General features: G+C 67.0%; 13 protein-coding genes. 6 read left to right on the forward strand and 7 right to left on the reverse strand.

The window, feature by feature from the left end; genetic code table 11:
- Nucleotides 1-34: 34 nt before the first annotated feature.
- The 4 genes from ACQPYA_RS19295 to ACQPYA_RS19310 are packed head-to-tail and all read left to right on the forward strand — an operon-like array spanning nt 35 to nt 4,005.
- Nucleotides 35-1,621 carry an amino acid adenylation domain-containing protein gene (locus ACQPYA_RS19295; protein ID WP_433528493.1) on the forward strand — a complete coding sequence of 529 codons (1,587 nt, stop codon included), beginning with the start codon at nt 35-37 and terminating at the stop codon, nt 1,619-1,621.
- Nucleotide 1,622: 1 nt separating this feature from the next.
- Nucleotides 1,623-2,771: an FAD-dependent oxidoreductase gene (locus ACQPYA_RS19300; RefSeq protein WP_433528494.1), complete on the forward strand. Its 1,149-nt coding sequence runs from the start codon at nt 1,623-1,625 to the stop codon at nt 2,769-2,771.
- Nucleotides 2,772-2,822: 51 nt separating this feature from the next.
- Nucleotides 2,823-3,089, forward strand: coding sequence for a hypothetical protein (locus tag ACQPYA_RS19305; protein WP_433528495.1), 267 nt, complete (start codon nt 2,823-2,825; stop codon nt 3,087-3,089).
- Between the two features lie 28 nt (nt 3,090-3,117).
- Nucleotides 3,118-4,005, forward strand: a complete 888-nt coding sequence (locus ACQPYA_RS19310; protein WP_433528496.1) for a phytanoyl-CoA dioxygenase family protein — start codon at nt 3,118-3,120, stop codon at nt 4,003-4,005.
- Between the two features lie 18 nt (nt 4,006-4,023).
- Here the strand turns inward: ACQPYA_RS19310 and ACQPYA_RS19315 are convergent, their stop codons facing one another.
- Nucleotides 4,024-5,226 (reverse strand): glycosyltransferase, encoded by a 1,203-nt coding sequence (locus tag ACQPYA_RS19315; RefSeq protein WP_433528497.1) that lies wholly within the window; start codon nt 5,224-5,226, stop codon nt 4,024-4,026.
- Between the two features lie 80 nt (nt 5,227-5,306).
- Between ACQPYA_RS19315 and ACQPYA_RS19320 the strand changes: the two genes are divergently transcribed.
- Complete coding sequence (locus tag ACQPYA_RS19320) at nt 5,307-6,602, forward strand: MFS transporter (RefSeq protein WP_433528498.1); 1,296 nt, start codon at nt 5,307-5,309, stop codon at nt 6,600-6,602.
- Here ACQPYA_RS19320 and ACQPYA_RS19325 read toward each other — a convergent pair.
- The 5 genes from ACQPYA_RS19325 to ACQPYA_RS19345 all read right to left on the reverse strand — a co-directional run bounded on the left by ACQPYA_RS19325 (nt 6,574) and on the right by ACQPYA_RS19345 (nt 11,904).
- A complete protein-coding gene (locus tag ACQPYA_RS19325) occupies nt 6,574-7,839 on the reverse strand; it encodes a condensation domain-containing protein (protein WP_433528499.1) in 1,266 nt (421 codons plus the stop codon). The genes ACQPYA_RS19320 and ACQPYA_RS19325 overlap by 29 nt on opposite strands.
- Nucleotides 7,840-7,868: 29 nt before the next feature.
- Nucleotides 7,869-8,684 (reverse strand): ABC transporter permease, encoded by an 816-nt coding sequence (locus tag ACQPYA_RS19330; RefSeq protein WP_433528500.1) that lies wholly within the window; start codon nt 8,682-8,684, stop codon nt 7,869-7,871.
- Nucleotides 8,645-9,460 carry an ABC transporter permease gene (locus ACQPYA_RS19335; RefSeq protein ID WP_433528501.1) on the reverse strand — a complete coding sequence of 272 codons (816 nt, stop codon included), beginning with the start codon at nt 9,458-9,460 and terminating at the stop codon, nt 8,645-8,647. The genes ACQPYA_RS19330 and ACQPYA_RS19335 overlap by 40 nt, the downstream gene beginning before the upstream one ends.
- On the reverse strand, nt 9,457-10,503 hold the full coding sequence (locus tag ACQPYA_RS19340) for an ABC transporter ATP-binding protein (protein ID WP_433528502.1): 1,047 nt from the start codon (nt 10,501-10,503) through the stop codon (nt 9,457-9,459). Before ACQPYA_RS19340 ends, ACQPYA_RS19335 begins: the two co-directional genes overlap by 4 nt.
- Nucleotides 10,504-10,716: 213 nt before the next feature.
- On the reverse strand, nt 10,717-11,904 hold the full coding sequence (locus ACQPYA_RS19345) for an acetylornithine transaminase (protein WP_433528503.1): 1,188 nt from the start codon (nt 11,902-11,904) through the stop codon (nt 10,717-10,719).
- A 295-nt stretch (nt 11,905-12,199) separates the two neighbouring features.
- On the opposite strand from ACQPYA_RS19345, the gene ACQPYA_RS19350 reads away from it, so the two are divergent.
- The gene (locus ACQPYA_RS19350; RefSeq protein WP_433528504.1) at nt 12,200-13,222 is read left to right on the forward strand and encodes a TauD/TfdA family dioxygenase; all 1,023 of its coding nucleotides are present in this window, start codon (nt 12,200-12,202) and stop codon (nt 13,220-13,222) included.
- A 32-nt stretch (nt 13,223-13,254) separates the two neighbouring features.
- Here ACQPYA_RS19350 and ACQPYA_RS19355 read toward each other — a convergent pair whose 3' ends face one another.
- Nucleotides 13,255-14,010, reverse strand: coding sequence for a thioesterase II family protein (locus ACQPYA_RS19355; protein WP_433528505.1), 756 nt, complete (start codon nt 14,008-14,010; stop codon nt 13,255-13,257).

A 14,010-nucleotide genomic window follows, 5' to 3' on the forward strand; every position in this document is an offset into this window, starting at 1 on the left:
TTCTCGCAGACCTGCCAACCCAAAAGGTGGAGCGGTGCAGACTCGGCCTTGTTCCCCGCACGTGCTCGCGGGTCCCGTACGGGCTCTCCCGTCGCACTCGGTCGTGGAGCAGATCCACTGGGTCTGCACCACCAGCACCGACACGATCGCGATCGAGGCCGAGAATAGGCTGCTCAGCTACGGGCAGCTCGGGCACCGGATCGTCACCATCGGCCGGCACCTACGGGATCTCGGTGTGGGACCGGGCGACCGGGTCGCCCTCTGGGCACAGCGGACGCCCGACACGATCGCTGCTGCGTTGGCAATCATGTCGCTACGGGCGGCGTACGTTCCGATCGAGCCGACCTCTCCGCCGCAGCGCGTACGGAGCATTCTGCTCGCCGCGGAGGCGGTGGCCTTCGCCAGCGACGGCCCACCACCGAGGTCGGCTGCGCCGCACCCTGCCGCCACTGTCGACCTGAGTCTGGCCACCGCCGGCCCCGGCACGACCGATCGACCCGCGTCCGCCCTACCCGAAGCACCGCATGCCCACGACGTCGCCTACGTCATCTTCACCTCCGGGTCGACCGGGTCACCGAAGGGCGTACTGGTGGAGCATCGGTCGTTGGCCAACTACACGAAATGGTGCGCCGACCTCGCCGGCCCCGGCGGGTGGGGCGGTGGGACCCCGGTCTTCGGTAGCCTCGGCTACGACCATTCGATGACCTCCCTCTGGCCAACCCTGATCAGCGGCGGTCGCCTGGTGCTGACCCGAGGAGTATGGGACGCGGGGGCGATCTTTGGCGGGCGACGGGCACCGTTCGCTCTGATGAAGGTGACGCCGTCGCACCTGCGGGTGTTCGAACGCAGCAGGCGTCCCGTCTACCACGAGGCCACCAGGATGCTCGTCATCGGTGGCGAGCTGCTGGAACCCCAGATCATCCGATCACTGTCCGGGCGTCTGGACGGGGTGCGGCTGATCAACCATTACGGACCGACCGAGACAACCGTGGGATGCTGCTATCACGAGTTCGCCGCCGCGACCGTGCCCGATCTACCCAGCGTGCCAATCGGCGGCCCGATCTGGAACACCCGCGCCTACCTCGTCGACGAGGAGTTACGACCGGTCGCCGCCGGCCAGCCGGCGGAGCTTGTCATCGCCGGGCATGGAGTCGCCGCCGGATATGTCGGCGACGGCGACCCGGGCCTCCGCTTCATCAACGAAGCGGAGCTGGGCGGGCCACCGGGCCGGGCCTACCGGACCGGTGACCGGGTAGAGCTGCTGCCCAGCGGGCAGATCATGTTTCTCGGCCGGGAAGACGACCAGGTCAAGGTGAACGGCTACCGGGTCGAGCTGAGCGAGCTGGGCCGCCTCGCACTCGCGATACCAGGCGTGCTGGACATCGCATTCGAACTCTCACCAGATCACCTGGGCGCCTTCGAAACGATCATCACGACTCGGGACGATCGCAGTTCATGGGGAGGGCTGGCCACCGAGGTGCGGCGTACGCTCGCAGCCCACCTGCCGCCCGCAGTCGTCCCACGCCGGGTCCACGTCGTGGACCAGTTCGTCCTTGACGCGAACGGCAAGCGCGACCTGCGGGCCACCCGGCGTCTGCTGGCTGCGGGCCAGGAGGAATAGCATGGCGACCAGGGCTGCGGATCTGGACGCGGAGGTCCTCGTAGTCGGAGCCGGCATCGCCGGACTCTGGACGGCGTTTGGATTACAGCGAGCGGGCATCGAGGTCCGAGTTGTCGAGCGGGCGACCGAGCTTCGGACCACGGGAGCGGGAATCGTCCTGCATCCCAACGCGCTCGCCCACCTGGCCCCTCTCGCCCCCGCGCTGGCCGAACACGGCGCGATGATCGAGCGTCAGGTCACCACCGACGTGCACGACGGATCGAGCCGTACCGTCGACTGGCGTTCGGTCTGGCAGAGCGAGCGCGCCCCGGTGGCGATCTACCGACGCCGGCTGGCGGACCTGATGCTCGCCGGATTGCGCCCGGACACCGTTGTCTGGTCCACCACCCCCGAGCGGCTAGAGCAGAACGACCATGTGGTGACAATGCGGTTCGCTGATGGACGGACCGGGCGGTATCACCTGGTCATAGGGGCGGACGGGGCGTACTCGTGGACGCGACGGATGGTCGACCCCGCTACGTCACCTCGATACCTGGGCCAGACGTACTGGCGGACGACGGCGGTTGCCGAGGGGGTTCTCCGGGTGCCGGAGTGGCAGGTGTGGCGTTCGGGAAGCCACTTCTTCGGCGTCACACCTCTCGGCGGCGGGCGCGTACACGTATTCGTCCAGGCTACCCGGCCGAGGCAGGTCGAGATCGCAAGCGGGGCCGCCGAGCGGCAGATGGTCCAGCTCGCCTCGTCGCTGGGCCCGCACATAGGTGATCTGGTGCGTACGATGCGTCGACTCGACGGCGTGCAGGTGCACCCGGCTCTCACGCATCTCGTCAAACGGTGGAGCGCTGGCCGGATCGGATTGGTCGGCGACGCCGCGCACAGCCTGTCGCCGGCGACGACCCAGGGAGGTGCACTCGCCGTGGAGGACGCCGCGGTGCTGGTCGACGAGATCACCCGCAACGGCGCCGGCCCGAAGGCGCTGACCGCGTTCGAGGCCCGCCGCCAGCAGCGGGTCGCGATGTTTTTCAGGCTGGCTCGGCTACACACCACCCTCATGCAGTCGGTTGGCGTTGACCGACCAGCCGGGTCGTCGCCAGACGGCGACTCGGTCCGGTGGTTTCGACGGCTCTACGGCCCGTTGATGAAGCCTGCCTAGTGATTGAGCGGTCCGATGCGGAGCGGCTTTGCGTACGAAGAGGGGAACCAGATGACCGACGAGGTGTTCTACGGCAAGTTCACCGCGCTGTTGCAGGAAATTCGACCGGCTCTGAGTTTTGCAGAGCTGACACCGGACACTCATCTGTGGGTGGCCGGATACCTCGACTCATTGGCCATGTTGGAGGTGATTTTTTTTCTCGAGGAGACTCTGGGAAAGGAGCTCGACCTCAATGGTGACTTCCTTCCGACTTTCTACACGATGCGCTCGATCTACGAGCACCACGTATTGGCGGCCTTCCCGGCAGCAGCCGAGTGACAACCAGGAGACGGAGGGTCGGATCGCCATGACGATGCAGGCGGATTTCATCAGGCCGGAGCGGGACGAACGGCAGCTCGTGTTCCTTCCGGCTGACCCCGGCAACGCCCGCACGCTCAGCCGTGAACAGGTCGAGCACTTCAATCGGTACGGCTTCGTCAGTCCGCTGCCGGCATTGGACGGCACGCAGGCGGCGCAGCTCCAGTCGTACATCGCGGGACTGGTCGACCACGTCGTGGCCGCGCCGGACCAACGTGACTCATACTCGATAAACGCCTACCACCTCACGTGCCGTGGTCTGCACGACCTTATCCACACACCGGCGATCCTGGACTACGTGGAGGATCTCCTCGGCCCGGACATCGTTGCCTGGGGTACGACCGTCTTCTGCAAGCTGCCCGGCGATCCGAAGGAGGTCGTCCTTCATCAGGATGCCGCCTACTGGCCGTTCACGCCGACGAAGACGGTGACCGCCTGGCTGGCGGTCGACGACAGCGACGAGGACAACGCGGCGATGCGGTTCGTTCCCGGAAGCCACCTGTACGGTGCGCTTCCCCACGAGGATCTGCCGCTCGACGGCACGCGTGTCGCCAAGCGGCAGGTGATCGGTGCGCACCGCTATACCGATCGGTACGTGAACAGGCTCGCGGCCGGTCAGGTGTCGCTCCACTCCGACCTGCTGTTGCACGGCTCTCCGCCGAACCTTTCCGGCCGCCGTCGTACCGGTCTGACCATCCGGTACGCGGCAGCCGAGGTACACACCCTGGCGGGCTGGGAGTGGTGGTACGGCGGAGGAGTCCACTGCCGGGGGACAGTGCCGCAGCACTGGCCCGATAGACGGCGACCGAGCGGGGAGCGACCTGATCTCATGGCCAGCATCGCGAAGAGCGGCATCCGCCTGCCGTCCGCCGATTGATGGCAACCGACCGTCTGGTCAGGCTGGCACCGGTCCAAGCACCGGCATCCGCTCGATGCCCAACCGCTCGACGAACCCCACCATCGCCCGCATCGGAGGCTGCCCTTTCATCGATGCCGCGACCCGAGCCGCTGCCTGTCGGTAGCGTGGCTGCGTGAGCACCGCGTTCAGCGCCTCACGTAGGCTGCCTGCGGAGCGTTCGCCCGCACTGAGTGCGACGCCGGCACCGAGTGCCGCGACCCGGGCCGCGTTCGGGGTGTCGTCCGCCGCGCCGAGGGGCATGGTGACCACGGGAATGCCGCGACGCAGCGGCCCCATCAGGGTCCCGTAGCCACTGTGACAGATCACCGCATCGGTGTGCGCGAGCACGGCGGCCTGGGGAACGAAGCGTTCGATGCGGACGTGGCCGGGCATTCGGCCGAAGGAGGCGGGGTCGACGTCGCGTCCCACGGTGGCCAAGGCCGCAACCGGCGCATCCCGGAGTACGTCGAATATCATCTCGAACAGCCCCGGAGTCGTGTTGTAGAAGGTCCCGAGCGTGACGTAGACGAAAGGCCAGCCATCATCGGCTCCGCGCAACCACTCGGGGGCGGCCTGAGCAGCAGCAGGCTCTGGAATCGGCTGGAACAAGTGAGTGGTGGGGCCCATCACCCGGGGAGAGAACCATCCGACGGGCGCGGAGAGAAGATGCAGCCACCGGTTGAGGCTGGCGAGCTTCGGGTCCGGTGCCAGCCCGACAGCCGCCCGGGCATCGCCGAACAGATCACCGGCCGTGGCTGCCAGCAATTTACCCGGGGTAGGCGCGAAGTCGAACACGGCGACTGGCAGATCCGCCACCTCCCCTGCCAGCCAGGCGGCAAACGCGGTCGTCTCACGTACCAGAAGTTGCGGCTGCCAGCTGGCTATCGCGTCGAGCAGCGCCGGCACCTGACGCACCCCCTGGTCGAGATAGCGGCCGAGGGCTATCCGACCCCGCTCCACCGGCAGCCGGGCATCCTGCAGTGCCTTGTACTCCGCGGAGGGCTCTGCCACGCCGTCGGCGCACAGCGCGATGGTTTCGATCCCCGTTTCGCGGGCGGTCGCGGCGAAGTATTCCGGGACCGCCAGCGCCACGTCGTGACCCGATTCGGCGAGCGCCCGGGCCAGCGAGACGAGGGGGTAGAGGTGTCCGAAACCGCCAGCGGCATTGCAGAGGATGCGCATTTTCACCACTTCCGTCATGCCCTGGCAACCGAACGGGTGGGATGCCCATGCTACCCGCCGGACAGAGATGACGACCAATGAGTGCCGCAGCTTCCTCGTTGTGGCGCGACCGCGACTTCATGTCGCTCTGGCTTGGGCAGGCGGTCAGTGATCTCGGTGCGGCGATCACCGCGCTCGCCCTGCCGCTGGCCGCCGTGACGCTGCTGGACGCCAGCACCTTCGAGGTCGGCCTGCTCACCGCCCTCGCCTCGCTCGGTTGGGTGATCGTCGCGCTACCGGCCGGCGCGGTGATCGACCGGACCCGCAAGCGCCGCCTGATGATCATTTGTGATGTCGTACGTGGCGTCGGGCTCGCCTCGGTGCCGCTCGCCGTCGCGCTCTGGCACCTCACCATCTGGCACCTCTATCTGGTCAGTCTGCTGCTCGGCATCTTCGCGGTCTTCTTCGAGGTGGCGTGTCAGAGTTACATCGCCTCGCTGCTGTCTCGGGATCGGCTCGTGGAGGGCATCGGTCGAGTCGGAACAACCAACGCCCTTGCCGCCGTCCTCGGTCCCACCCTGGCCGGCGGCCTGACCTCTCTGCTCGGCAGTGCTGTCCGTGTCCTCGTCGTCGACTGCCTCTCGTTCCTGGCCAGCATCGTCTCGTTGCTATTGATCCGTCAGCCCGATCCTGCGCCCCGGCCGCATGCACCCGGCCCATGGCTGCCCGACCTTCGTCGGGACATCGCCGCTGGCCTACGCTTCGTGCTGGACCACTGGGTCATGCGCAGAGTTCTCCTGGCCAGCACGGCCGCGAATGCTTTCGATGCCATGGTCGCGGCGCTGATCGTGGTCTTCCTCGCCAGGAACCTCCATGCCGATCCGAAGACGATCGGCGTGACGCTGGCGATCGGCGGGGTAGGCGGCGTGGTCGGTGGAATGGTCGCCAATCCGATGGCGCGATGGCTCGGCCCGGCTCGGGCGCTCTGGGCTGGCAAGCTCTACCTGGGTGCGTTGACGCTGTGCCTGCCGCTCGCGCAACCCGGGTGGGGAATCCACCTCGTTTCGGCGGCACTATTTGTGACCGGGGTGGTGACCGTCTCGTACAACGTGCTCCAGATCGCCTACCGGCAGTCGATCTGCCCGCCAGAACTCAGGGGCCGGATGAACGCGAGTGTCCGTTGGATAATCCGCAGCCTCGTGCCCGTGGGCGCCCTGGTCGCCGGCGCCCTCGCCATACCACTCGGGGTACGTACGACCCTCGCGATCGCGGTCGTCGGATCGTGGCTGGCCGTTATGCCCATCGTCCTGTCACCGTTGCGACTCGCGCGGGATCTGCCGGACACGCTCGAACCTACGGACCCGCAAACCGAGCCGGTCGCAACGGTCACTCCCGCATCGCCGCCGTCACGATGAGCTGCTGAAGCCGCAGGAGGAAGTCCCGCAGCGGTTCGTAATCCGGCGCGGATCCCACGCGGAGGGTGCAGACGACCGGCCGCCCGCCATCGATCACCAGGTAGAAGGGGAAGCCGTTGTCCCGCCCATGGTCCCGAGTCGTGACCGTCCAGGCGTCGGGATCCTCAGAATCCACCGGTGGAGAGACGGCCCCCTCTGCCGACGGGATGAAGTTGAAGAAGCTGTGAAACCCACGCCCGGCGCCGTTGTAGCCCGTCCTCGCCTCGATCTGGGCCAGGGCGTCGACGTCGTAGCAGCCGTATCGGTAGGCGGCGAGGCTCTCCGCGTACAGCCGGGTCGCGAGGGATGCGAAGTCCTCGCCAGGCCGCATGCGCACCAGAACCGGCACCAGCTGATTCATGGAGCTGACCAGGTTCCGCCAACGAGTCGCAACCCGGTTACTGGCCAGCAGTCCGACCAGGAATCGGTCCTGTTGCATGCTGTCGGCCAAGGTACGGCAGTACGCGGCGTAGAGAACACTCTGTGCAGAGATGTTGAGGCGGGCGGCGAGACGCTCCGTGCCGATCGTGACGGGCATCGAGCGCAGCGTCGCCCAACGAGCTGTGGAGATGGCGGTGGGCCCTGCCGCCGCTGGCGGTGCCGCCTCCGTCACCCGCTTCCAGTAGTCGAGGCTGGCAGCGCGACGCATCGCCCAAGCAGACGAGTGCTGCTCGACGGCGACATCGCGACACCGAGGCGCTGGATCAGCCGGCGCGACGCCGCCCAGCAGGCCGATGAACTCACGGTTCGCTACTGCGATCGCGGCGCTGTCCGCGGCTAGGTGGTGGATGACCAGCGCCAGATGTCGGGGCCTACCCGCCTGCGTCACGATGCCGACCCGCCATGGATGCACGGTGTCCAGAGCGATGGCGTCCTTCGCGAGCCGGACGGTGACGTCGCTCGCACGCTCTTCGGCCTCCACGCCGAGTTCGTAGGTCGCTATCGGCAGCCGGGCGGGACGACAGATCACCTGCTCGATGCCACGTGGACCCGACTCCGCGTACCTGGTACGAAGCGACTCGTGGCGCTCTGTCAACACCTCAAGCGCGGTACGGACGGAGTCCACCGTGCAGTCATCCGGCAGGTCCCAGGTGCGGGCCAGATTGACGCTGGCCGCACGGTCGGGAGAGAGATGCTCGATAGACCGCCACACGGATAGCTGCCCGAAGGAGAGAGGAGCCCTCGCCACCTGGTTCATGCCACCAGCCCTGTCTGCACGGCGACCGCTCATACCTCGTCGAGGCTGGCGGCCCGGCGGCTGCCGCGTTCCAGGAATCGCAACGTCAACACCGCCAGGACCAGGAAGGACAGGCCCTTGCCGAGTTCCACCAGCAGCAGCCCCGTGACCGGACCGGAGCCGGTGAACGCCTGCCGCGCGGCCGCTATGCCATGTGTCATCGGCATGATCTCGCCGATCAACCGGAGCCCGTCGGGCAGACTCTCCCTCGGAATGTTGATGCCACAGACCAGCAGCATCAGGTAGAGCACCAGGTTTCCCAGCAGAATCGCCTCCCGGGTACGGAGGCCGGCAGCCCCGACAAGCAGCCCGAAGGCGCTGCATGAGGCAGCAGTCACGAGGATCGCCGCCGAGATGGGAACGATGCCCTCCGCCGGCAGCCGGAAATCCGTGAGCACGCTACCGAGAATCAGCATCACGACGGTCGAGGAACAGCCGACGAGCACCGCGGTGACCGTTCGGCCGGCGAACATCAACGTACGGTTCGCCGGTGTCGCCAGCAACGCCGGGAGCGTTCCGGCAAACCGCTCCCCGGCGAGCGACATCGCGGGAGCGAAAAGCCCTGCCATGGCACATGCGTGCAGGGCGTTGCCGAGCGCATAGTAGGAGACCGGCTGGGTGTCAAGGTATCGCCCGAGGTGCACGAAGAAGATGAGCTGCAGGGCCGGCACTCCGATCAGGGTCGGAATAAACGCCGACGGCCTCATCCAGCGAAACAGGGCGAGGTTGGAGCGCCAGCCCGCGACGAAGAAGAGCCGCAGGGCGCTCACCGGAGAGACAGGGTGCCGCTGGATCGTGCCAGCCACTCGAACCTCCTCAGCACGATCAGTGTCACGCCCAGGTATAGGCCGGAGAGCAGGAGGCACATGCCGACCGCGACGAGCGGATCGCCATCCCCCATGGCCGCACCGTGCACGGCCTTCACTCCCCAGGTCGGGGCGAGCACGGTCGAGACGGCCTGCAGCGCGCCGGGCAGGGCCGACACCGGCACCAGCATGCCGCTGAGCATCCAGACCGGATACTCGAACAGGTTGGCCAGTGACTGGGCCGTGGGGTAGAGAATGAACGCCGAGGCCATCAGCAGCCCCAGCATTCCCAGTGACAGCACGGTGACCGGGATCGACACGAGTAGCCACCAGTTGACGGTCTCAAGCCTGAGGTCGAAGAAGACCGCACTCCAGACGAGCGTGGCGACGAGAGAGTAGAGCCCGAGGGAGGCGGTGGCGATCGCGAACGGCAGGGTGAACAGGATGGTGGGCATGGGGGACGCGACCAATGGCTCCAGGACGGAGATGTGACGGAGCCTGGTGATGGCATTGCCGGCCCCGAGCAGCGTCGTGGACCACATGCCCATCAGCGCGGCGCTGAGCGCGATACTCAGCACGGGTATCGGCCGTTGAGACCCCTTGGTCATGTAGAACGCGACAGATGCGATAATCAATGGCAGGAACACCGCCACGAACAGGTACAGCCGGCTGGTCAGCAACTGCCGCAGCTCCAGTCGCCAAGCACGGGCCAGATAACGCATTGTCGCGCCGACCCGGAGCGAGGTTTGCGGGTCGTTCCTGGTGGCTTCCGTCATCGGGTGCCGCCTGCCACCAGCGCGACGTAGGCATCCTCCAGCGTCGGCTCGCGCTTGGACACCCGGAGCACCGAGACGTCGCCCAGCACGGCCAGGGCGGCGACCGTCACGTCCCCGTCCGGGCTGCTGTACAGGTCGATGTTCTGACCATCGTCGCGGTTCGTCAAATTGACCGAACTGACCCCGGCCAGGGTGCGCAGGCGTTCGACGTGCCGCTGATCCGCCCCTTGCACGTCGAGCGTGAGCACGACCTGTCCGGCGGTCGCCTCCTTCAGCGACTGCGGAGTCCCCTCGGCGATCTTGCGGCTGTTGGCCATCACCACCACCCGGTCACAGAGCTCCTCGGCTTCGAACATGTAGTGGGTGGTCAGCAGCACGGTGCGCTCGGCACGGACCTGCTCGCGGATGATTTGGCGCAGTTCCCGGGCACCCACTGGATCGATTCCGTTGCTCGGTTCGTCCATGATGACCACTTCGGGATCGTGGAGCAGTCCACGGGCGATGTGCAGCCGCTGCTTCATACCCCGGGAGAAGGTCTCCACCCGCTTGCGTTCGACACCGAGCAGGCCGACCAGGTCCAGCAGCTCCGCGATCCGACGCTTCTGGCTCCGGTACGGAAGGCCGTAGAGGTCGGCGAAGAGCAGCAGGTTGTCGCGGGCGGACAGCCGACCGTAGAGGCCCGTGTCGCCACCGAGGATGACGCCGGTGAGCCGCCGGACCCGCTGCGCCTCGGCGACCACGTCGTGGCCCATCACCGTGACCTTCCCGGAGGTCGGCAACAGCACCGTCATGAGCACCTTCACCGTGCTGGTCTTGCCGGCTCCGTTTGGCCCCAGGAGCCCGACCATCTCACCACGCCGCACGTGGAAGGAGAGGCCGTCGACGGCCAGCTTCCTCTTGCCGTCGGGACCCCGGAAGGTGCGGGTCAGGTCGGCCACGTCTATCGCGTGATCAAGGCGCTGCTGCACGAAAACCCACCATTCTAAAGTCGAGAAACCGATCGACAGAGAACGAATCGGGATGGTGACGGGCTGCGCCTGCAAGGCTGCTTGGATTCAGTGTCGACGCGACGGAGGACGGACGTTTCCGCGTCCGCCAGTCAGAGCAATTCACAGCATCTATCAGCCCGCATGCATCCCCCGTCAACCCTCACGCGAGCCCAGTTCCGATCGGATGCCGGCGCGTGACCCGCCGTACCATCCACGAGCTAGCTGATCATGATCCTACACGTCGATATCGACGGACGTCCAGATCGCTTAGCGAACATTGGCGGCAAGGAGCTCCGGAAGCACGGACAGGAACGATGATGCCTCGGACGGGGTGAGGATGAGCGGCGGGGCGAGCCGCACCACGTCCGGCAGGACCGCGTTGACCAGGAACCCGGCCCGCCGGGCGGCGGCCTCAACCGCCGCAGCCCTCGGATCGGTCAGCAATATGGCCTGCCACAGGCCACGACCGCGCACGCCTCGGACCGGATTGCCCAACCGAGCGGCACCCGAGGCCAACTGCTCGCCGACCCGGGTCGCATTCGCCAGCAAACCCTCGTCTTCGATCACGTCGAGGACAGCCAGAGCAGCGGCGCAGACAACGGGGTTCCCACCGAAGGTGGAACCGTGGTCACGGTGGCCGAAGACCGCTCCGAACGGGCCGATCCCGATGCAGGCGCCGATGGGCAACCCTCCGCCAAGGCCCTTCGCAAGGGTCAGCACATCCGGCAGTACCGCCTCGTGCTGGTGCGCGAACCAGGAGCCGGTCCGCCCGATCCCGCTCTGCACCTCGTCGAAGACGAGCACCGCCCCGGTGGAGTCGCACAGCGCACGAGCCGTGGCGAGGTAGCCGGGGGGCGGCAACACGATCCCGGCCTCGCCCTGGACCGGCTCCAGGAACACGGCGAGACAATCTTTCGTGACAACCTGCGTCAACTCTTCCGCATCACCGAAAGTGACCCGTCTAACCTCGGTGCCGAAGGGCCCGAAGGAATCGCGGATCGAAGCCGGATCACTGAGCGCAAGCGGCCCCATCGTCCGGCCGTGGAAGGCGCCACCGGCAGCGACGAAGTAGCCCTTCCTGCCGCTCGCGGCCTTGCGAACCAGCTTGACAGCAGCTTCGTTCGCCTCTGCTCCCGAGTTGGCGAAGAAGACCCGCCCGTCAGTCTCCAGCAGACCGACCAAGCGTTCGGCGAGCCTGACCCCGGGCTCGTGCGCGTAGAGGTTGGAGACGTGCGCGAGCCGCGCCATCTGCTCCGAGACCGCGGCGATGAGGGTGGGGTGTGCGTGACCAAGGCTGGAGACCGCCAGCCCAGCGAACAGGTCGAGATACTCCCGACCATCCACGTCCCACACTCGAGACCCTCGTCCCCGTGCCAACGCCAGTGACGGCGGACCGTAGTTCGCCATCATTGCCCGGTCGAAGCGCACCAGCAGCCGCTCGGTCTCGTTGGCCACTCGCTCCGCCTGGCTTGTCACCCGACCCCTTTCCGTACCGGTCCGGCTCCACATCGGGTTAACGGAACGAGGACATGCAACCGTCTACTTCAGACCCACCTGCGGAACGCTCCGATCCTATGGCAGACAACGCACGCACAGCAATGTCGAGACTCATGGGCCCCCGTCGACAGCCGTCACTTGGTAGGCTCGTGGCTACCAGCCAGGGACAGCTGGACGGAGGCTTTGTGCACAACTTTGCGGCAGTCGCAGGCAGTTCCACATGGCCCGCTGTATACAACGAGGCACCACAATCTTGACGACTTCGAGTGCCGCCTTGTCCGCCTCGGGCTCGGCCGCAGACTTCCGGCGTTTATCAGCAGCTGCCGCCGCGCAGTGCCGGACCGCGATCGAGCACCTTCGGGCCACCTCACCCCTTGTCGACAACGGCGCATTCATCGATGCGGCGAAGACGCTAAGCTCATTACTTCCGGCGAGCATGTGTACCGTGCTCGATGAGTTTCAGAGCATCGGCAACAACGAGGGACGCCTCGTCATCGAAGGGCTACCGGTCTGTGCCGATCTGCCGCTCACGCCGCAGATCCCCAACTCCGTGGCACGAGAGACGACACCCGCGGTCGGAGCACTGGCGTTGGTCATGTCGCATCTGGGCGATCCGATCGCCTACCCCGAGGAGAAACTCGGCGCGCTCGTCCACGATGTCTGCCCCGTGCCCGGCGAGGAGAACGAGCAACAGAACACGGGATCAGTGCTGTTCGAGCTACACACGGAAAATGCGTTCCATCCGGTACGACCCGACTTCCTCGGCTTGTTGTGCCTGCGCACCGACCATGACGGCCGCGCGGCGTCGGTAACCTCGTCGATACTCCAGGCACTGCCGCGGCTCGGGGAGCACCACCTGACCGTGCTGCGCGAACCACGCTTTCAGACCCGCCTCGCGCCGTCATTCTGTCGAAACCGTCCGGACCGGCCCTACCACGCCGCCGTGCCCGTTCTGACCGGCACAACGGAGCGCCCCCTGCTGTGCGTGGATTTCGACGACACGCGGGGATGCGATCGAGCCGCCGAGCGCGCCCTCGACGCGTTGCATGCCGCGCTGCGCGACGTTCGAGTCGAGACTCTCCTCCGGCCGGGCAGCCTGGTCATCCTCGACAACTCCGTCACGGTACATGGCCGGAACGCCTTCACGCCGCGCTACGACGGCAGGGATCGCTGGTTGCAACGGATGTTCGCGATCAGGTCGGCGCGGAGAACCGCCGACATGTTCCAGCCCGGTAGCGCCTTCCTGCTACGCGAGTTGTCGACGCCGCCTCCGTAGGCCGACGGCCACGACGGACGAGGCGTCGAAAGCTAACCGTCGGCGAGGCATTCTTCGGTGAGAACGTGCCAGAACACGGGTAGGTCGTCGTGCAGGAAGAAATGCCCGCCGTCGAACCGGTGAACGGTCACCTCGGCCAGTCTCGGTCGCCACCGCTCCACCGCCCCGACCGTCACCTGGTCATCCCTGCCCACGTAGAGCGACACCGGCACGCGAATCGGCTCGCCGACTCGCGGCTCGTACTCCTCCAGCATCCCGAGTTCGCACCTGATCTGGGCCAGCATTGGGGCGAGGATTGTCGGGTTGCCGAGGAGTTCGTCCGGCATCCCCCCGAGGCCGCGCAGGTACCGGACGATCTCCTCATCGGGAGCACGGGACAGACCCCGCCCGAACGTGAGATGGTGTCCAGGAGCTGCCGCCCCGCAGAGAACGAGCCGATTGGGAAGGGTACCGCCCGCTGCCTCAAGCAGCCGTACGGTCTCGTAGGCGATGATGCCGCCCAAGCTGTGGCCGAGCAGTACCCAGTTGTCGACCAGCTGGCCGACCGCCTCAGCCAGTTCTGCGGCGCGCGACTCGACGCTGCCGATTGGACGCTCATTGGCGGCGGGCAACGCCTGACCCGAGGCAGTTCCCCACTGCACCGGGCGGACCTCGACACCGGCCACCCGCATCCGGCTCACCCACCGCCCAAAGCTGGTAGCGCTGCCGCCCGCGTGCGGAACGCACACCAGCGTGGGGCGGGGGGTCGTGTCACGACGCTGGTCGTCACGGGCGGCGAGGATGGCCAT

Source organism: Micromonospora sp. CA-263727 (assembly GCF_050942455.1).
Taxonomy (GTDB): Bacteria; Actinomycetota; Actinomycetes; order Mycobacteriales; family Micromonosporaceae; genus Micromonospora.